General features: G+C 64.3%; 18 protein-coding genes. 11 read left to right on the top strand and 7 right to left on the bottom strand.

Annotated elements, in window-relative coordinates; genetic code table 11:
• Nucleotides 1-43 precede the first annotated feature (43 nt).
• Complete coding sequence (locus ACTZWT_RS14485; RefSeq protein ID WP_444770387.1) at nt 44-1,195, bottom strand: ABC transporter substrate-binding protein; 1,152 nt, start codon at nt 1,193-1,195, stop codon at nt 44-46.
• 423 nt (nt 1,196-1,618) lie between these two features.
• Here ACTZWT_RS14485 and ACTZWT_RS14480 point away from each other — a divergent pair, with 423 nt between their 5' ends.
• A complete protein-coding gene (locus ACTZWT_RS14480; protein WP_444770386.1) occupies nt 1,619-2,404 on the top strand; it encodes an IclR family transcriptional regulator in 786 nt (261 codons plus the stop codon).
• Nucleotides 2,405-2,426: 22 nt separating this feature from the next.
• Here ACTZWT_RS14480 and ACTZWT_RS14475 read toward each other — a convergent pair whose 3' ends face one another.
• Entirely contained in the window at nt 2,427-3,623 is a 1,197-nt protein-coding gene (locus ACTZWT_RS14475) for a M24 family metallopeptidase (protein WP_444770385.1), read from the bottom strand.
• Between the two features lie 219 nt (nt 3,624-3,842).
• On the opposite strand from ACTZWT_RS14475, the gene ACTZWT_RS14470 reads away from it, so the two are divergent.
• The 10 genes from ACTZWT_RS14470 (at nt 3,843) to ACTZWT_RS14425 (ending at nt 13,236) form a co-directional block, all read left to right on the top strand.
• Nucleotides 3,843-4,856, top strand: coding sequence for a TIGR03619 family F420-dependent LLM class oxidoreductase (locus ACTZWT_RS14470; RefSeq protein ID WP_444770384.1), 1,014 nt, complete (start codon nt 3,843-3,845; stop codon nt 4,854-4,856).
• A gap of 4 nt (nt 4,857-4,860) precedes the next feature.
• Entirely contained in the window at nt 4,861-5,523 is a 663-nt protein-coding gene (gene npdG, locus ACTZWT_RS14465; RefSeq protein WP_444770383.1) for an NADPH-dependent F420 reductase, read from the top strand.
• A 10-nt stretch (nt 5,524-5,533) separates the two neighbouring features.
• Nucleotides 5,534-6,013 (top strand): RidA family protein, encoded by a 480-nt coding sequence (locus ACTZWT_RS14460; RefSeq protein ID WP_444770382.1) that lies wholly within the window; start codon nt 5,534-5,536, stop codon nt 6,011-6,013.
• A gap of 25 nt (nt 6,014-6,038) precedes the next feature.
• Nucleotides 6,039-7,295, top strand: coding sequence for a pyridoxal-phosphate dependent enzyme (locus tag ACTZWT_RS14455; RefSeq protein WP_444770381.1), 1,257 nt, complete (start codon nt 6,039-6,041; stop codon nt 7,293-7,295).
• 72 nt (nt 7,296-7,367) lie between these two features.
• Entirely contained in the window at nt 7,368-8,339 is a 972-nt protein-coding gene (locus ACTZWT_RS14450) for an LLM class flavin-dependent oxidoreductase (protein WP_444770380.1), read from the top strand.
• A gap of 241 nt (nt 8,340-8,580) precedes the next feature.
• Nucleotides 8,581-9,468, top strand: a complete 888-nt coding sequence (locus ACTZWT_RS14445) for a branched-chain amino acid ABC transporter permease (protein WP_444770379.1) — start codon at nt 8,581-8,583, stop codon at nt 9,466-9,468.
• Complete coding sequence (locus tag ACTZWT_RS14440; RefSeq protein ID WP_444770378.1) at nt 9,465-10,421, top strand: branched-chain amino acid ABC transporter permease; 957 nt, start codon at nt 9,465-9,467, stop codon at nt 10,419-10,421. The genes ACTZWT_RS14445 and ACTZWT_RS14440 overlap by 4 nt, the downstream gene beginning before the upstream one ends.
• Nucleotides 10,418-11,206 (top strand): ABC transporter ATP-binding protein, encoded by a 789-nt coding sequence (locus ACTZWT_RS14435; RefSeq protein ID WP_444770377.1) that lies wholly within the window; start codon nt 10,418-10,420, stop codon nt 11,204-11,206. Before ACTZWT_RS14440 ends, ACTZWT_RS14435 begins: the two co-directional genes overlap by 4 nt.
• Nucleotides 11,203-11,943, top strand: a complete 741-nt coding sequence (locus ACTZWT_RS14430) for an ABC transporter ATP-binding protein (RefSeq protein ID WP_444770376.1) — start codon at nt 11,203-11,205, stop codon at nt 11,941-11,943. Before ACTZWT_RS14435 ends, ACTZWT_RS14430 begins: the two co-directional genes overlap by 4 nt.
• Before the next feature lie 93 nt (nt 11,944-12,036).
• Nucleotides 12,037-13,236, top strand: coding sequence for an ABC transporter substrate-binding protein (locus ACTZWT_RS14425; protein WP_444770375.1), 1,200 nt, complete (start codon nt 12,037-12,039; stop codon nt 13,234-13,236).
• 359 nt (nt 13,237-13,595) lie between these two features.
• Here the strand turns inward: ACTZWT_RS14425 and cofC are convergent, their stop codons facing one another.
• Genes cofC through ACTZWT_RS14400 form a run of 5 tightly spaced genes read right to left on the bottom strand, consistent with a single transcriptional unit; the run spans nt 13,596 to nt 19,872 of the window.
• The gene (cofC, locus tag ACTZWT_RS14420) at nt 13,596-14,195 is read right to left on the bottom strand and encodes a 2-phospho-L-lactate guanylyltransferase (protein ID WP_444770374.1); all 600 of its coding nucleotides are present in this window, start codon (nt 14,193-14,195) and stop codon (nt 13,596-13,598) included.
• A complete protein-coding gene (cofH, locus tag ACTZWT_RS14415; protein WP_444770373.1) occupies nt 14,192-16,585 on the bottom strand; it encodes a 5-amino-6-(D-ribitylamino)uracil--L-tyrosine 4-hydroxyphenyl transferase CofH in 2,394 nt (797 codons plus the stop codon). Before cofH ends, cofC begins: the two co-directional genes overlap by 4 nt.
• A gap of 59 nt (nt 16,586-16,644) precedes the next feature.
• Nucleotides 16,645-17,772, bottom strand: a complete 1,128-nt coding sequence (locus ACTZWT_RS14410; protein ID WP_444770372.1) for a DSD1 family PLP-dependent enzyme — start codon at nt 17,770-17,772, stop codon at nt 16,645-16,647.
• A gap of 1 nt (nt 17,773) precedes the next feature.
• Complete coding sequence (locus tag ACTZWT_RS14405) at nt 17,774-18,802, bottom strand: LLM class flavin-dependent oxidoreductase (protein WP_444770626.1); 1,029 nt, start codon at nt 18,800-18,802, stop codon at nt 17,774-17,776.
• A gap of 14 nt (nt 18,803-18,816) precedes the next feature.
• The gene (locus tag ACTZWT_RS14400) at nt 18,817-19,872 is read right to left on the bottom strand and encodes an ABC transporter substrate-binding protein (protein WP_444770371.1); all 1,056 of its coding nucleotides are present in this window, start codon (nt 19,870-19,872) and stop codon (nt 18,817-18,819) included.
• Between the last annotated feature and the right edge of the window lie 6 nt (nt 19,873-19,878).

Here is a 19,878-nt window from a genome sequence, read left to right as displayed (position 1 = left end):
AGATCCACAGCCCGTTTCTGAGAGACCGACAAAATTGTGCGAGTTACTTGCGGGCCACGACCTTGACCTCGCCGTTCGGCTGGATCTGCATGATCACCGAACTGTGCCAAAGATTGCCCTCTTCGTCCGCCTTGTAGGTGCCGAGGATGCCGTCATAGGATCTCGTGGCCATGCCCTCGCGGATCGCCTCACGATCGGCGCCCTTTTCCTTCATCACCGAGACCAGCATGCCGACCGCGTCATAATCCTGCGCGATGTACATGTCGGGCGCGAACCCGGCCTTCTTTTTGTAGGCCTCGACGAAGGTCTTCACGGCCGGACGATCGTTGATCGTGGGCAGCACGTCGGGCGCCTGGCAGTACTTGCCCGCCATATTGGCCGCGGACACCAGATCCCGCAGGAACGCCTTGCACAGGCTGGCCGAGGCGACGTAGTCCGCCTTCATCTCGAGCTGATTGAACTTCTTCACCACCAAGGCTTCGTCGACCGGATAGCCCTGGGTGTAGACGACGTCGGCGTCGGCACTCTTCATTGCCATGACCTGAGCGGTCATGTCCTTGTCGGTCGGCTGATACGACGCGACCGCCACAGGCTCGACGCCGAGCTTTTTGAGCTCCTGCGTCAGGAAATCACGACCGGAATAACCCCACTCGGCCATGACGTGCATGATGCCGACCTTGGTCTTCTTCAGGTCCTTGACGATGAAGTTCGCCAGCACGACCTTGTCGGCCTCGTCGTGCGAACTGTCGCGGAAGAAGTATTTAGCGCCCTGCTGGGTGACACGGCGCGTGCTCGGCCCGGCGATCAGCGGCACCTTGGCCTTTTCGGTCATCGGCATCATGGCCAGGATCTGCGTGCCGAGGCCCGGCCCGATGATGGCGACCGGCTGCGACTGAAGAACCTTGTTGAGCGCATTGATGGCCGTCGTGTTCGACGCCTGCGTGTCTTCGACGACGAGTTCGATCTCACGCCCGCCGATGCCGCCGGCTTTGTTGGCCTCGTCGACCGCGAGCGAGATCGCGTCGAGATTTGGCTTGCCGTAGGGAGCGAGCACGCCGGTCAGCGGCAGCACGACGCCGACGATGATCTTCGGCTTCGCCTGTGCGAACGCGTCGGGCGCGGCGACGGACGATCCGAACAGCGCGACCGCCGCCAAGGCGGCCAGTACGGAGGAGCGCCGACTCAGGTGTTTCATTTTTCAACTCCCGTTCAGTAGTGACAAGATTTTTGCTTAGTCGACGCGCGCGCAGAACAGCGTTTTTACGAGCGTACAGCGAAGCGTTCCGCAAGAAAAGAAGAAAAACGTTGTTTCTTTCAGAGAAACAGCGATATTATCCTCTCGCGGCTGACCACGGTCAATTCGGAAACAACGGGCACATCGGCGCAAATTATGAGCAACAAATGCCGCGCCGACGGGCGCGGCGCAGCGACGCAGGAAGGGCTACCAATGGTCTGCAGCGGCCCGTACTCCGCCCGCCTCAGCGATCGCGCGCGGTCGGCAGCGGCGTCGGTATGCGACCGCCGCAGCTTGTGGTACGCGCTTGGACAGCAGGCGCCTCGGATTCCGTTTTGCCCGGTGGACGACCGTTATTGACGAACTCGAATATTGGTCCGGACGATGAAAACACCATCAGAACCAGGAAATCAGTCGCTTCTCCGCGGCCTCAGGATCCTCGAGGCCTATACGTCCGATAAACAGGCTTGGGGAGTTCGCGAACTGGGGCGGGAGCTCGAGATCAATGCCGCCACGACCTATCGGCTGATCTCCGCCCTCGCCTCGCGGGGCTACCTCGAGCAGAATCCCGAGACCCAAAAGTATCATCTCGGCCCGAAGGTCGTCCAACTCGCGGCAAGCTACTCGGTCCGTAACTCGCTGATCGAAGTCGGGCTCCGCGTCTTCGCCAAGTACGAGCAGAAGTTCCCCTACAATTTCTACATCGGGGTCATTAGCCATCACGAGGTGATCTATGTGGCCGTCCACGAGTCGCGCGGTCCACTGAAGATCACCACCGAACCCGGCCAGAGCGTCAGCATCTACGGTTCGGCGCTCGGCAAGCTGCTGCTCGCCAATGAGAGCGATGAGTTCATCAAAAAGCTGGTGGCCGGCAACCCGGTCAAGAAGATCACGCCGCTGACCGTCGCCGACGAAAAGGAGTTGATGCGGCAGATCCGGCAGATCCGCAAGCTCGGCTACGCCATCAATCGCGGGGAAATCTATGCCGAGATCGCCTCCGTGGCGACGGCGATCCGCGGGCCCGATGGCGGGGTGATCGCCGGCGTCTCGTTGAGCTTTCCGATGCTCTATATGGAGACCGGCAAGATCGCGATCGAGGACGTCATCGAGTTGGCCCTGCAGGTCGGCGAGGAGATCTCGTCGATGAACCGGCGCACCGTGATCCGTTAGAGCACGGTGCTCCGTCCGCCGATCAAAGGATCACGAGTTCCTTCGGCGTACCCTTGGTGAGCAGACGATTGGGTTCGCCATCGCCGACCACGAACGGGTTTTCAACGTGCACGGCGCCGACGCCGAATTCGTAGTACGGCGTCTCGATATTGATCACCATGCCGGCCTCGATCTCGATATCGTTGCCGGGAGCGAGAATCGGCTGCTCGTAGACTTCGGCACCGATGCAATGGCCGACGTGATGCCGACGATAGCGCGGCTCGCCGTTGTCGCGCACCGCCTGCACCGTCAGATCGAACAGCTGGCCGCCGGTCATGCCGGGCCGCGTCTGGTCGATGCCGGCCTGCTCTCCGGCCACCATCGCGCGATACAGCTCGCGCACCCGCTGCGAAGGCTCGCCGAAGCTGAAGGTTCGCGCCAGATCCGACCAATAGCCCAGATAGGTTGCGCCGACATCGAACCAGATGGTGTCCCCGGCCGCGAGCGGCGTCCGATTTGACAGCACCTGACCGCTGACACTGTTGCGGCCGAACTTGATCATCGTGAACTCGGCACGCCCACCCTGCGACGCGACCGAGCGGTTGAACTCCAGATACAGCTCCTGCTCGGTCACGCCGGCGCGGGCAATCGAAACCGCGGCCGCGATCGCCTGTTCGGTGATCAGCGCCGCGGCGGCGATGCGCCTGATTTCCTCTCCGGTCTTGACACGGCGCACCCATGCGAATGCCGAAGCCGCAGCGACGAAATTGGTCGACGGCAATGCCTGGCGCAGCCCGGCCTCGACGCCGATCCGCAAGCCGTTCTCATCGATCCCGACTCGCTTCCCCGCAAGCCCGATCCGCTTGATCGCTGCGGCGAGCGCTGCGCCTCCGTTCGGCTGGGCAGGCTGATTGGTGAGCCGGTGCAGACGCTGTTCGTGATTCGGAAGTGCGCCGTCGTCGTAGTTCTCGCGATAGAAGGTACCGAAGTTGACGGCGTCGGCGATCTCGGCGGATGCATCGAGCACCTGATCGATTTCGCCGGTCGATGAAACCAGGGTGACCCGTTCGGGAGTGTCGCACGTAATGACGGCGTAACATTGCCCGAAATACGGATGAAGCTGCAGGGAGACGCTGCGAATGCCGGTCAGATATTGCACGTTCTCGGCAGTCGCGGCGATCAGACCGTCAAGATCGTCGTCGGCCATTTTTCGCTTCAGCCGTTCGATATTCGCCAGCACGTCGACGCTCCGCGTTTTAATAGTTGAAACAGTGGTTCAGCTTAAAGTTACACGCTCGTTGGATACCGTCAATCATCAGGCGCCGTCTGCCGCGGATTTCCTCATCCGCTCAGTCTATCAACACGTCGTGCGCTTGACGGCAGCGAAGTCAGCTGGTTCATTGTTGCCAACAGCGTTTCATCAAATGAAACAATCCATGGATTTTCCCAGGAGACGTCTATGAAGATCAGCGTCGGATTGCCCACCGGGATGGAAGGGCTGATGTATCCGGTCCCGTTTTCGACTCCCCAGGACATCATCGACATCGCGGTTCACGCTGAGCGCCTTGGCTACCACTCGGTATGGGGCAACGACCACATGACCACGCAGCACTATGTGCGTGAGGAGTTCGCCACCCCGCCGAACTATTGGGAGCCGCTGATTACCTACGGCTTCATCGCCGCCGCGACCAAGACTTTGCGGATGGGCACCGGCATGCTGGTGCTGCCGATGCGTCGCGATATCGTGGTGACCGCGAAACAGATCGCGACGCTCGACCAGTTCAGCGGTGGTCGGCTCGAGATCGGCATCGGCGTCGGCGCCTATCGCGAAGAGTTCGAGGCGCTTCAGCCGCACTTCAAGGCGCATCGCGGCAACATGGTCGACGAAGGCCTCGGGGCGCTTCGGCAGCTGTTCAGCGAACGCCTGGCGACGCACGAGGGCGAATACTATCAGTATCGCGACGTCGAGATGTTTCCCAAGCCGCTGCAGAAGGAGCTCCCGCTCTATCTCGGCGGCAACAACAAGAATGCGATCATTCGCGCCGCCAAGGCCGGCAACGGCTGGATGCCGGCCTGCGTCGAAGCGTCGAAGCTCCGCGAGTCCGTCGACATGCTGCACGAACTCGCAGCGAGCCACGGCCGCGACGGCTCGCAGCTCGAGGTCGCGCCGCAATACATCGTCTATCTGGGCAAGACCCGTGAAGCGGCGATCGCCAAGTTCAAGCAATCGCAGATGTACAACCACCTCGTCTCCCTCAGCAAATCGACACTGAAGGATCAGGGCGCGATCGCGCATGAAGACATCAATCTGGTCGGCGACGCCCAGCACATCATCGATCTCGGCCTCAAGCTCAAAGAGGCCGGCGCGACGCATCTGCTCGGCCTGTATTTCGCGGTGAACACCATGCCGGAATTGCTCGATCAGATGCAGCAGTTCGCCGAAGACGTCATGCCGCATCTGACCAAGGCTTGAGATCATGACCGCAGCCACGCTTCCGATTCTCTCCATCGTCGGCGGCACGGGGGATCTCGGCTCCGGGCTGGCTCGGACCTGGAGCCGGGCCGGCTACACCGTCGTCCTCGGCTCGCGCTCCGCCGAACGCGCCGAAGAAACGGCGGCCCAATTACGGTCCGACGGCTTCGCCAGTGTCAGCGGCCTCAGCAACGTCAACGCGGCCACGCGTGGCGACATCATCGTGATCGCCGTGCCGTTCTCGAATTACGAAGCCAGCCTGGCCGAGATCAAGGATGCGGCGAAGACCAAGATCGTGGTCACGGCCGTGGTCCCGCTCGTGCCGCCCAAGGTCTCGGTGGTCCAACTGCCGGCGGCGGGATCGGCGGGCGTGATCGCGCAGTCGCTGCTCGACCCATCGACCCGCGTGGTCGGGGCATTCCACAATGTCGGCTCGCAGAAACTCCACACCGGCGGCAAGGCGGATTGCGACGTACTGGTGTTCGGCGACGATGCCGAGGCCCGCGCCGAAGTCATCAAGCTCGCCGACGCGGTGAGCAATCGCGGCATCGACGGTGGCGCGCTGGCCAATTCGGCGGCCGCCGAAGCGCTCACCTCGGTGCTGATCTGGATCAATCGCAAATACAAAGTGAAAGGCGCCGGCATCACCATCTCCGGGCTGGCGTAACGGGTTCGACATGAACGCAATCGACCAACGACTGAACGCGCTCGGCGTCGAGCTGCCGACCCCCGCAGCTCCCCTCGCCAACTACGTCCCGGCCGTCATCCTCGGCAACCAGCTGATCATTTCGGGGCAATTGTGCCTCGATGCCTCCGGCAAGCTTCGCGACGCTCATCGCGGCAAGCTTGGCGAGGCCGTATCGCTCCAGGCTGGCCAGGCCGCCGCGCGGCTGTGCGCCATTAACGTGTTGGCGCAAGCCAAGGCGGCGCTGGGCGGCGATCTCGGGCGGATCAAGCGTTGCGCTCGCCTCGGCGGCTTCATCAATGTAGTTCCGACCTTTGCATCCGTGCCGCAGGTCATGAACGGCGCCTCGGACTTCATGGTCGAGGTGCTCGGTGATCTCGGACGTCACGCGCGGTCGACGATCGGCGTGGCTCAGCTTCCGCTTGATTGCGCGGTGGAAGTCGAAGCGACGTTCGAAATCGCCACCATCTGATCGCTTTCGCCGGAGCATCGATCCCATGGCTCGCGTTGTCGGCCTCGCCTGCGTCCGCTGCGGGACGCGCTATCCCGCGGACCACTACGCACAGGATTGTCCGGCGTGCCGCCCGGTCGCCCGAAGCAACCTGATGGTGGCCTACGAGGACACTTTGCGGGCGCCGCGTGCAAAGCCGAGTGCGACGGCCAGCCACGACCTGTGGCGCTACGGCGATCTGCTTCCGGTCGATCGATCCCAAGGCGTGAGCCTCGGCGAAGGCGGTTCGCCGCTGCACCTGCTGGATCGCCTCGGCGAGGAGCTCGGCCTGCAGCATCTCTTCGGCAAGGATGAAACCCGCAATCCGACCTGGTCGTTCAAGGACCGCCTCGCCTGCCTCGCCGTCTCATCGGCCAAGGCGATGGGCGCGCAGGTGATCGTGTCGAGTTCGTCCGGAAACGCCGGTGCGGCCGCCGCCGCCTATGCGGCGAAGGCCGGCCTGCCCTGTGTCATCTTCACCTTCAAGGGCACGTCGGGCCCGATGCTGACCCAGATGCGGGCCTATGGCGCGACGGTGGTCGCCTGCGATCACAAGGACGACCGCTGGAAGCTGATGGAACACGCCGTGCGCAATTACGGCTGGTTTCCGACGTCGCCGTTCTTCGGCCCGGTGGTCGGCAGCAATCCGTACGGCATCGAAGGCTACAAGACGCTCGCCTATGAGATCGTCGAGCAGCTCGATTGGCAGGTGCCGGATTGGTGCGTGCTGCCGGTGTGCTACGGCGATGCGCTGCTCGGGATGTGGCGCGGCTTCGAGGACATGCTGTCGTTCGGCTGGATCGATCGGATGCCGCGCATGGTGGCGGCGGAGACCTACGGCTCGATCGCAGCGGCGCTCGACGATGGCACGGACACGCCGCCGGATATCGCCAAGCGGGAGGATTCGATCGCGGTCTCGATCAACGCGACCCGTGGGACCTACCAGTCGCTCGACATCGTTCGCAAATCGAACGGTGCGGCCGTCACAACCGGCAATGACGAATTGCTGCGCTGGCTGGACCTGCTGGCGCGCCGTGAGGGTCTGTTCGTCGAGGCCTCGACCGCAGCCGCGCTGGCGGCCGTCGACCAGTTGCACAGAGCGGGAACGATCACGCGCGACCAGCGGGTGGTGACGCTGCTGACCGCGAGCGGACTGAAGGATCCGGGAACGGCCGCCTCGGCGCAGGGCGATGTTCTGGCCCTACCCGGCAATATCGAGGACGCGATCGCCGTGTTGCGCAACGAAGGGATCTTCCCGGCTTGAGGCCGGGCGTGTAGTTCAATCACCACAGCCGCAGCCACGTCGAGCTGTCGATCAAAACCGCAGAGAGAGCACATGCGCAGCCGGTTCGGAATCTCGCTGGAAGGCAACGAAGCGCTCGACGAGCTACGTGACATGGCCCGCCTCGCGGACGAGAGCGGCGCCTCGACCATCTGGCTCGCCTCGCACCTGTTCCAGCGTGAGCCGATCGCGACCGCCGCCATGGTTCTCAGCCGGTCCAAGACGGTCAAGATCGCCCTGATGGCGATGAGCCCCTATTCGGTCCACCCGGTGTACAGCACGATGGCTGCGGCCACGTTGAACGAGCAATTTCCAGGGCGCGTGATTCTGTGTTTCGGCGCCGGAGCCCCGCGCGACCTCGAAGCCGCCGGCCTCAAGGCGGATCATCCGCTCGGCACCTTGCGCGAATCGATCGATATCGCCCGGTCCCTGCTGAGCGGCGAAGTCGTCGCGCACGTTGGCGAACGCTTCAAGGTCAGCGGGCGGCGGCTTTCGTTCGGTGCGCAGGACGTCCCGATCTTCCTCGCCGCGTCCGGGCCGCAGATGCTCGAACTCGCCGGCGCTGCGGCCGATGGCGTTCTGCTGAGCGCCGCCACCTCCCCGGCGTTCCTGCGTTGGACGCTGGAGCTGGTGCGCAAGGGTGAAAGCAAAGCAGGACGGACGATCAAGAAGAGCGCGTTGGTTTACGTCTCGGCGGACCGCAGCGAGACCGCGGCCCGCGATCGGCTGCGGCGCACGCTCGGCTTCATTCTGCGCGGCCAACACCATGCCCGCAATCTGGAGATGGCCGGCACGACGCTCGACCAGGCCGCCTTGGCAGCCGCCTATGCGCGGGAAGACTGGGACGCCGTCTCGCGGCTGGTCGACGACAACGTGGTGAGGCGGCACAGCGCCAGCGGCACCCCCGAGCAGGTCGCGGCGGCGTTTCAGGCCTATGAAGACGTCGGCCTCGACGAGATCGTCTCCGCCGGCATGACCACCTCAGCTCAGCTCGCGGATGTCTTCAATTCGGTTATGGGGAAGTAGTTCGACGATGATGCCCGCGCCGGCAATCCTCGATTGTCATCCCCCTTCGCTGAGCGGCCGGGTTGTCGATGCAGCGTCATCCGCGCCCAAATTAGCACGAATGACCGACAAAGACGCAAGCCGTGCCGTGGGAATGAGCAGCAAGCCGGGATTGTCAAATTGACGGCAAGATGACGCCCCCTTAAGATAATCGGCACGGCGTTCTTTTTATCGGAACGCCGAGGTTCGACTGCGGGAAGCGATGGAAGTCAGCGCCACATATCTGCTGCAACTACTCCTGAATGGCCTGATGCTCGGGCTGATCTACGCATTGATCGCGGTCGGTCTCGCGCTGATCTTCGGTGTTCTCGAGGTGATCAACTTCGCCCATGGCGAGCTGTTGATGCTCGGTGGTTACGCCATGGCGCTGACGCTGCCGCTGGTCGGCCTCTCCTATTGGCCGTCGCTGCTGGTAGCGGTGATCGTCACATCGCTGGTCGGCGTGGTGCTGTATGAATTCTTCCTGCGTCATATCGGGCAGAAGGAATTCGAACGTAGTATCCTGACCACGCTCGGCATCTCGATGATCCTGCTGTACGGCATGCAGTATCTGTTCACGGCGACGCCGCTGATGGTGGACACTGCCTATGGATTTGACGGCGTCGAGATCGGTTCGATCCGCATCACGCTGACCCGCCTGATCGCCGCCGGCCTGTCGGTCGCCGCCTTCACGGGGCTTTATTGCCTGCTGAAATTCACACAGTTCGGCCGGGCCATGCGGGCCATCGCGCAAAACCGCGAGGCCGCTTTGATGATCGGCATCAAGCCGCGCCACGTCGCCCGCAACGCCGTCGCGCTCGCCGCCGCGCTGTGCGGCCTCGCCGGCGCCGCACTGGCGCCGATACAGCTGCTGCACCCGGCGATGGGGCAAGCGGTGATCTTCAAGGCGTTCGCGCTGGTCGTCATCGGCGGTCTCGGCAACATGACGGGCGCCGTGGTGGTCGCGATCGCTCTCGGCATGATCGAGAGCTGGATCGGCGGCTTCTTCAGCATCGTCTGGCAAGAAGGCGCGATCTTCGTCATCATGATCGTTGCTGTGCTGCTTCGCCCCGACGGCATTTTCAAACGCGGGAGCATGCGCGTCGGATGACGGAGCCCCGCTGGACACCCTACGCCGTCGCCGTGGCGATCGCCCTGTTGGCGGCGCTGCCCTGGCTGACCACTTCGAATTACATGATCGGCATCGCGATCTCGGGGCTGATCTTCCTTACGGCCGCAGCTTCACTCAATCTCGTCTATGGCTATGCCGGCCAACTATCCTTTGCTCAATTGGGATTTTGGGGCGTCGGCGGCTACTGCGCGGCGATCGCCGTAGTCGATCTCGGGCAGAGCTTCTGGGTAGGCGTCGCCTTCGCGGGGCTGGTCAACCTGCTGCTGTCGATCGTCATCGGCATCGTGATCACGCGCACGACGCGACACGCCTTCGTGGTGGTCACCTTGACCTTCGCGCTTCTCGCCGGACTGATCGCGCGCGACTGGGTCGGCGTCACACGCGGGCCGCTCGGCATCCCCGGCCTGCCGGCGCCTAGCTTGATGGGCTTTGTGTTCGATACCAGCGCTCGGTTCTATTATATCGCGCTGAGCTTTTCGCTGGTCGCGCTGGCGTTTTTGTACGCCCTGAAGACGTCGCGCATCGGCTTGATCTTGAAGGCCGTCAAACAGAACGACCCGCTGGTAGAATCTCAGGGCATCGCGCCCGGCCCTTACAAGCTCGCCGCATTCGTGATCGCATCGGTCATCACCGGCATGGCCGGCGGCATCTACGCGTTCAATCTGAAGCTGATCGACCCGAGCTTCCTCGATTTCTACTACATGCAGACCTTCCTGATCATCGTCATCATCGGCGGCGCCGGCAGCTTCTGGGCCGTCGTGCTGGCAGGCGCCGCGATGGTGGTGCTGCCGGAGGCCCTGCGCTTTTCCAACGAGCTGCGCATGGTGATCTACGGCGCGGTGTTGGTGGCGGTGATGATGTTCATGCCGCGCGGCGTGTCCGGCTGGCTCGAGGATCGACGCATCGCGGCGCTACGACAGGCGCTGCGATGACCGCCATCCTGAAGGTTTGCGAGGTCAGCAAGGCGTTCAGCGGCGTGCATGCCGTGCAAGGCGCCACATTCGAGGTCGAACAGGGCAGTATCACCGGCTTGATCGGCCCCAACGGCTCCGGCAAGAGCACGACGATCGATTGCATCAGCGGCTTTCAGCGGCTGGATGGCGGCCGCGTCCTGCTCGGAGATCGCGACATCACCGGACTTCGGCCCGCGGAGATCGCCAAGGCCGGCATGATCCGGACGTTTCAGAACGTTCGCGTCTACGACTCCTACAGCCTGCTCGACAATCTTCTCGTCGCCGAACAAGCCTTTCGCGAACTGAACTGGTTCGATGCGCTGGCGCGGACGCCGCGCTATCGCAAGGTGCGGGAGGCTGCCGAGGATCACGCGCGCGGACTCATCGAACTGGTCGGCCTGACCCCGCTGATCGACGTTCCGGCCACTGTGCTGTCCTACGGCCAGAAGAAGCTGCTCGCCTTCGCGGCGGCGATGATGGCGAAGCCGCGCCTCATCGTGCTCGACGAACCGGTCGCGGGCGTCAACCCGTCGCGCGTCAACGAAGTCGCCGACATTCTGCGCGGGGCCAACGCCACCGGCATCTCCTTCCTGATCGTCGAGCACAACGTCGAATTCATCAATAGCCTGTGCCGCAAGGTCATTGTGCTCGAACAGGGCCGCAAGCTGACCGAGGGTCCGCCTGCGTTGATCCGCAACGATCCCCGTGTTCTGGAGGCTTATCTCGGCATCGCACCGGCGGAAGCGGACGCGGAGGCGCCATGAGCTCCTACCCGAAACTTGAGATCATCGATCTGTGCGCCGGCTATGCCGACGTTCCGATCGTCCGCGATTTCTCCACCCGCCTCGCTCCGGGCACGATCACCACGCTGATCGGCGGCAACGGTGCCGGCAAATCGACGCTGCTGCGCGCGATTTACGGCACCAATCGCTGGTTCTCGGGCCAGATCGTGCTTGATGGCGAGCCGATCCAGCAGCTCGGCCCGGCCGAACGACTGAAGCGCGGCGTCGGCTTCGTGCCGCAAGGCCGCTGCAATTTCCCGCAGATGACGGTCGCCGAGAATCTGAAGATGGGCTGCTACACGCTGCCGGGCCGACAGCATCAATCGGCGATCGCGCGCGTGATCGGTCAGTTTCCGATGTTGGACCGGAAATGGTCGGAGCTGGCGGGCAACCTTTCCGGCGGCGAGCAGCAGGTGCTGGAAACCGCGATGGTGCTTCTGACCGATCCGCAGCTGCTGCTGCTCGACGAGCCATCGCTCGGTCTGTCGCCGAAAACACAGGCGGAAGTCTTCGCTGTTGCCAAGGAAGTCGCGAACGCCGGCGTGACCGTGCTGGTGGTCGAGCAGAACGTCCACGGCGCGCTGCTGGTTTCCGACACGGCGATCGTGATGGAGCTCGGCCGCAAGTTTCTCGAAGGCCCTGCCCGCGCGGTGCGTGACGATCCGCGCATCCGCGAGGCCTATCTGGGCGGAAATATCAAGGAGGCGACCGCGACATGACGCACCGCGAACCGGTGTCGATGTCGGCACCTTCACGGATCTTGCTCGCGCAGTGCGGGCGATGACCGATCGGGCGAAGCTGTTTCCGGGCAAGTGTGGACGCCTGGGCGAGCCGCTTTGTGTAACTTAACCTTGCAGTCGAAAGGCACGACGATGCTGATGAGAAGAATAATAGTGGCGATCGGGCTGGCGCTCGCGGCACCGATGGCGACCGCCCATGCGCAGAACATCGTGATCGGCGCCAGCATCCCCGACACCGGGCCGGCGGCCGCACCCGCGACATGGCAACGCTGGGGTTATCAGCTGGCCCTCGACGAGGTCAACGCGGCAGGCGGCGTGCTTGGCAAGAAGGTCGAGCTGCTCGCCTATGACAACCGCTGCAACCCCTCCGAAGCGGTCAACGTCGCCAACAGGTTGATCGAAGCGAAAGTCGTCGCGATCGTCGGCGCGCATTGCTCGTCGGCGACGCTTGCAACCATGCCCCTGATCGCTGCCGCCAAGATTCCGCTGCTGGACGGCGTTGCGTCGAGCCCGAAGATCACCGATCTGTCCGGCGTCGGCGGCAACGAATGGACGTTCCGCATCAATCCCTCGGACGACGACATGATGAACGCGCTTGGCATCTATCTGAGCAGCAGTTCGAAGATCAAGCGCGTCGCCGTGCTGGGCGAGGACACCGATTTCGGCCGGGGCGGCGCCGCGGCCTTCACGGCGGTCGCGGGCAAATACGGCATCGAGGTGATCTCCACCGACTTCCATCCGCAGAGCTATCCGGACTTCACGTCGCTGTTGACGCGCATCCAGCAAAGCAAGCCGGACGCCATCGCGACCTTCCAGCTGGCCGGCGATCAGCTCAACTTCCTGCGGAATGCGATGCAGCTCGGCGTAAGGATTCCGTTTATCGGCCGTTTCGACCCCGGCGGCAAAAATCTGCAGATCATCCAGGCTGGCGGCATGGAAGGATCAATCACCGCGTGGACCTACAGCTATCTGGTCGATACGCCCGCCAACAAGGCTTTCGCCGCGGAGATCGAGAAGCGGCACAAGACCACACCGGTGCTGCAGACCTGGGCCGGTTACGACGCTATGCGTTTGATGCTGGCGGCCATCAAAAATGCCGGCTCGACCGACCCGACGGCGGTCCGCGACGCGATCAAGAGCATAGATTTCACCAACGTCATGGGCGCCAAAGTCACCTTCGACGACCACAATCAAGGCGGTAAGGTCGTGCTGATCGAGGGCGTTGCCGACAAGAAGGTCAGGATCCTGAAGGAGATCTCACTAACGAAATGACAGCCACCAGACGCCGGCCGCTATAATCTTGGTTCTGGCTTCTGCCTCGGCGAAACGGTGAGCGGCCGCCTATATCCGGGCGGCCCTCCTTGTATCGGCGAGCGCTGCGATGCCCATCTTCGTTCGCTTGCTCGGTCCGTTTTTCGGAACGCCGCCTTTTTAAACGGAACAGCAAAATGATTTGGATTCCCGCCGTCAAGGCAGGGCGGCGGCTCCATCGGGTGGTGAGTTAGCTCCCGCGAAAAGCCGCTGCTACGCGATCAAACTCATCATGGCCGCCTTGCCCCGGCGATCCACGCATCATCTGAGTTGCGGCTCACGGCATGGATGAGTGGAACTGCACGGGCATGGCGGAGAGATCACGCCGCGGCGTGGTTTACCCACTGCCGATAATCGTTCGGCGCGTCGAGATCGAAGGCGAGGCGCTCATCGACGATGATGGCCGGCGTCACGCCGAGCGCCCGCGCCGCGTCGAAGTGCTGGTGAAAGCTGCGCGGGCCGTAGTGCAGCGGAAGCGCCGCCACGTAGCTTGCGTCGATGCACAGCAGATTGGTGCCGTCGAGTTGCCGATCCGGCACGATTACGACCGCGGCGTCCTCCGCCGCGACGCGGCGCAGCAGTTGCGGTTCGACATACGGCAGATCGATCGGCAAGATCAGCAACCGCGCGAGCGCCGGCACCTCACGCAGCAGCTCGCGCCGTGCGTCATCGAGCGCGCCGTTGAGATCGCTGCTGGTGTCGTCGATCGCGTCCACCTGGTACGACGCCGCGACGTGGCGAACCTGCGGGTCCGCGCTGACCACCCTCACCTGCCCGGCTCCGAACGCCGCCGTTGAAGCGGCCAGCGTCTGGCGCAGCATGCGCTCGCACAGCCAGCGCCGGCCGCACGGATCGAGCGCGCCCGCCAGCCGGGACTTGCCCTCATCGAGCGGCTTGCAGGGGATCAGGACGTGGGTCATCGCGCGATCGCCATCTGCTTCGGCGCGAACGGCGTCATTATCAACTCCTGAAGCTCCGGCGCGGCGAAGCTGGCGTCGCGGCGCTCATCGTCGACGGAGCGATATAGCGTCGTGCGCTGCGCGGGCTGCCGGCCGGCTCTCGCGATCAGCGCTTCCATCGCTTCGGGCGCCAGCTCCTGGCCGTGCTGAGTGCCGGCGGCGCGCGAGATGCTCTCATTCATCAGCGTGCCGCCGAGGTCGTTGACGCCGGAACGGAGCAGAGAAGCGACGCCGTGCTCGCCGAGCTTGACCCACGAGGCCTGAATGTTGGTGATCAGCGGATGCAGCACAAGCCGCGCCACCGCATGCATCAGCCGCACCTCGCGCCAGGTCGGGCCGCTGCGCGCCTGGCCGCGTAGCGACATCGGCGCTTCCATGTGGATGAACGGCAGCGGCACAAATTCGGTGAAGCCGCCGGTCTGTTCCTGCAGGTTGCGGATCCGCAACAGATGCGCGGCCCAGCTATCTGGGCCTTCGACGTGGCCGAACATGATCGTCGCCGTGGTCGGCAGCCCGACCTGATGCGCGCTGCGCACAATGTCGAGCCAGAGCTGCGTGGTGAGCTTGTCGGCGCAGATGATCTGCCGCACCTTGTCGTCGAGGATTTCGGCGGCGGTGCCGGGCAGCGAGCCGAGCCCTTCGTCGCGCAGCATCTTTAGATAATCCGCGACCGGCATGCCGAGCGTCGCCGCGCCCTGGCTCACCTCCAGTGGCGAGAACGCGTGGACGTGCATCTGCGGCACTTCGTTCTTCACCGCGCGTAGCAGATCGACGTAGGTCCGGCCGGTGTAGTGCGGGTTGATGCCGCCCTGCATGCAGACTTCGGTGGCGCCGCGGTCCCACGCCTCGCGAGCGCGGCGGGCGACCTCCTCGAGCGACAGGTCGTAGGGCCGACCGCGCAGATGATCGTGGGTCTTGCCCTTGGAGAACGCGCAGAATTTGCAGGCGTAGGTGCAGACATTGGTGTAGTTGATGTTGCGATTGACGACGTAGCGCACGGTGTCGCCGCTCGCGCTCGTGCGCAGCGTGTCCGCCGCCTCGCAGATCATGTCGACATCGCCGCCGCGGGCGCCGAACAGCGCCTGCACCTCGGTCTGCGCCAGCCGCGTGCCGCTCGCAGCACGCGCGACGAGGACATCGAGCGACAGATCACTGCGGCGGGCGGCGCGAGCCTGCGGCAGCGGCGCCAGACCGCCCGGCATCCAGCCGTCGTCGCGCGCAAAGCCGTCGGCATCCACCGTCTTCAGGACCTTTGGCAGCAGCGCCGGATCGATCCACTCCGCCGCGTTGCGCACATAGGCGGGATACACCGCGAGCCGCGGCTGCAGCGTCAACCCGGCGGCTTCTGTCGCTTGCTGCAGGCGCGCGATCTCCGGCCACGGGGCTTCCGGATTGACGTGATCGGCGGTGACCGGCGAGATCCCGCCCCAATCGTTGATGCCGGCCTCCAGCAGTCGCGGATAATCAGCGTAGCTGAGATTCGGCGGAACCTGAATGTTCATCTCCGAACCGAAGATCAGCCGGGCCACCGCCGTGGTCCACAACAGGTCGTCGAGGCCTGGCTCGTGATGGCCGGCAAATCGCGTATCAGCCTTTGCACGAAAGTTCTGCACGATGATCTCTTGCAGATGGCCGTAGCGCGCGTGCAGCTCGCGGAGCGCCAGCAGCGATTGCATGCGCTCCAGCCGGGTCTCGCCAATGCCGATCAGAATGCCGCTGGTGAACGGCACCCGCAGCCGCCCCGCCGCCTCGACCGCTTCGAGCCGCACCGCCGGTGATTTGTCCGGCGAGCCGTGATGCGCCTCGCCGCGCTCGCACAGCCGCTCCGACACGCTCTCCAGCATGATGCCCTGCGACACGCTGACCTTGCGCAGCCGCGCGGTCTCGGCCTCGCTCATCACCCCGGCATTGACGTGCGGCAGCAGGCCGGTCTCGGCCAGAATCAGCTTGCAGATCTGCTCGACATACTCGGCCGTGGTCGCGACGCCCTGCGCCGCGAGAAACTCGCGCGCCGCGGCGTAGCGCAGTTCCGGCTTGTCGCCGAGCGTCAGCAGCGCCTCGTGACAGCCAGCAGCCTGGCCGGCGCGCACGATCGCCAGCACTTCCTCGGGCGGCAGATACGCCGCCTCGACCTGGCGCGGGGTTTTGGCAAAGGTGCAATAGCCGCAGCTGTCTCGGCACAGCCGTGTCAGCGGCACGAACACTTTTCGCGAGTAGCTGACGACATGGCGATGACCGTCGCGGGCCAGCGTCGACGCCTCGGCCAGCAGCTCCGCCAGCGGCTTCGCCTCATAGGCTTGCAACAGAGCTTCGGCGTTGCGCGTGTCCCACAGCATCTCGTCAACCTTCATCTCAGATGCAGGCGCAGCAATGTGCCCCTGCAGATCAGTTCACCAGCGCGCTCCGGCGCTCAATAACGGGCGCGAATCGCCCATTCGTCCACCGCTCCCTCAGCCGACACGGCATGCAGCCGGCTAAACAGGTTGACGGTCGGATCGCAATGCGTCGCTCCGATCAGCACCCGCTGCCCCGGCCGCGGCGGCGCAGCGCCCGCCGGCAAACTGATCACGCCGTGCTCGTCGCCGGCGAAGCGATAGCTCGCTCCCTGCGGCAGCCCGCCGAACACATCCGGCAACGGCCCGTTCAGCGCCAACGCTTTGACGCCCGCATCGACCGTGAGCTCACCGGCGCGATTGACCGAGGTCACCGTCGCCAGCACGTACAGTGTCCGCCGAAACGGCAGCGCCCCCTCATCGTCTTGCACGCGACCGTAGTCCGCGTCCATGAAGATGTAGGAGCCGACCTGCAACTCGCTGAACGGACCAGCGACATCGAATGCGAAAGTGCCGGTTCCGCTGCCGGTGATATCGTCGACGACGAAGCCGGATTCGGTCAGCGCCTGCGCGTGACTGCGCAACATCGCCGCCACCGCGGCGTTGCCGGACCTGCGCTCCACCGGATCGTGCACGTGTTGAACCTGACCGGCAAAGCCTTGCAAGCCTCCGAAACCCGCGCCTGGCCATTCCTTTATCAGCCTGGCCAGAGCAACGCTATCGGCGACGTCGCAGACGCCAGTGCGACGCTGCCCGACATCGACGTCGATCAGGATGGTCAGCGGCCGCTCGCCGGCGGGCATCTGCTGGCGCAACAGATCGATCTGACTCGGGTGATCGACCACGACCGACAGCTTCGCCGATCGCGCGGCAACGATCAGCGTCGGCATTTTGGCGACGTCCTGCATCGGCGAGGTCAGCAGCAGATCCTGCACGCCACCATTGGCCATCGCCAGAATTTCAAGCGGCGTCGCACAGGCAACGCCACGCGCGCCGGCGGCGAGCTGGCGTTGCGCGATCTCGACGGTCTTATGCGTCTTGGCGTGCGGGCGCAGCTGAATGCCGGCCTGCTGTGCCTGCGCTGCCATCGCTTCGATGTTCGCCTGTAGCGCGTCGACATCGACCACCAGCGCCGGCGTCGGCACATGCCGCAGCGCATCACGCACGGTGCCAAGAAGACCGCCCATGTCGGGCACGCGGGCCATCTCAGCTTCCCGTGCGGCGCAGCGCTTCGCCCAGCAAGCGCATCTGATCGATCTGCGTCGGCCCTGAGAATGTCAGCGCCAGCTCGGTGACGCCGCCAGCCGCGTAGTCCGCCGCGCGGGCGAGGCAGGCTTCGGGCGTGCCGCACAACACGAAAGCCCGCGCGATGCGAGCGTCGATTTGCTCGGGCGATCCGCCGGACTGCAGCATCTGCACCGCGCTCTCGTACTCCTCGGCTGCCACCGTACCTTCCGACAGGATCGCATCGCGCGCAGAGGCCACGCGCTCGCCCATCCGCCAGAATGATGTCAGCATGTCGGCAATCGCGACCTTCGCAGCGCTCACCGCACGCTGCTCGTCTACATCGACCGAACAAGGCATGTACTGGACCGCGTGCGCCGCACCGGAGCGCCCGGCCGCGCTGCGAGCTGCATTGACCCGCTCCGCGGTGCGCGCGGCGAACGGCAGTGAGCACATATTCGAGATGATCACGCCGTCGGCGAGTTCGCCGCTCATCTTGGAGGTGATCTCGCCGCGACCCGCCACCAGGATCGGCAGGTCCGCGCGATTCGGATGTTCGAGTTTGACTCCTTGCGCAGAGAACCGCGCGCCGGCGTGATCCACAGTCTCTCCGGCGAACAGCTTGCGTAAGATGATGATTGTGTCGCGCAGCGCCGGCGCCGGCTTATCGGGATCGATGCCGAGCTTGCGCACCGCCGAGGCGATGCCGGCGCCGATGCCCAGCATGGTGCGGCCGCCGCTGAGTTCATCCAACGCGGCGACTTCCATCGCCATCAGCGTCGGGTGACGGCTGAACGGATTGAACACGCCGGCGCCGATGCCGATGCGCCGGGTCGCCATCGCGCAGCCGGCGGCCGACGGCAGGATGCCGCGCGCGAACGCGTTCTCGGCGAACCACAGTGAGGCGAACCCCGCCGCTTCGGCCACCTCGGCGAGTTCGACGCATTCCCGCGCGGTCAAGCCGCCGTGCAAGCGCACGGACAGCTTGGGCGGATTTCCGCCTGTCGGCATCGACGTCATCTGGCTCACTTCATCTTGCTGATATCGAACGCCATCGCCTGTTTGCGGATTTCATCCTTGTCGAACTTGTTGATCTCGGAAATCAGGTCGTTGGTGTAGACTCGGTCGAGCGGGATATCGGTCTTCAACACGCCGCTGGTCTTCATGTAGTCCAGCAGTCGCCGCCAATCGGCATCGATGAAGGTACCGAGCAGGCCCTTGGTCTTCGGCGAATCCCAGATCTCCATGCGCCGCTTGTTGACCATCACGCCGCCTGCGAGCGCTTCCTTAGGATCCATGTTCTTCGGTTCGGATTCCGGGAACAGCTTCCAGCTGATCTTCACCGCGGCCTCGGGATTGGCCAGCGAGAATAGATAGCCCTTGGCGACCGCCCGCGCGAAGCCGACCAGCATGGTGCGATTGCTGTCGAACGCTTCGCGGCGCGCCATCAGGCCGACGTCGGGCAGACTGGCGAAACCCTCGCCCGTGTCGAGATAGCGGATTTTGAAGCCGTTGGCCTCGAACTTGGAGGTCTCCTGCGAGGAGAACACCAGGGCGTCGACGACCTTCTGGTTCAGCGCCGTCATCGCCTGCGCGCCGCTGCCGACCGCGACGAAGGAGACGTCGCTGTTCGGGTTGAGCCCGGCCTCGGCCGCCATCGCCTTGCCGAAATTGCTGCCGGCGCTGCCCATCGCGGCGATGCCGATCCGTTTGCCTTTGAGGTCCTTCATGGTCTGGATCGGGCTGTCGGGCGCGACGGTGACGGTCCAGATGCTGCGATAATTGCACTCATAGAAGTACTTCAGATTGAGGCCCTGCTCCGACTGCAGGCCGACCAGCGCCTGGCCGGGCGACGCGGCGCCGACGTCACCGGCGCCGGAATTGATCGCCAGCGCCACTTCGTTGGAACCGCCGACGGCGATCAGATTGACGTCGAGACCTTCCTGGGAGAAATAGCCCATGTACTTCGCGACGCTGAATGGCGAGAACGCCTCGTTGATCAACTTCGCCGGGATCAGCGCTTTCACGGGGGTGTCGGCCTGAGCCGCGCCGACCGTCAGTAGCAGGCCGACAAGCGGCATGGCGAC

This window comes from Rhodopseudomonas sp. NSM, assembly GCF_052445935.1.
Taxonomy (GTDB): Bacteria; Pseudomonadota; Alphaproteobacteria; order Rhizobiales; family Xanthobacteraceae; genus Rhodopseudomonas.
The sequence above is the reverse complement of the archived record's forward strand: the minus strand, read 5'-3'. Positions and strand labels throughout refer to the sequence as shown.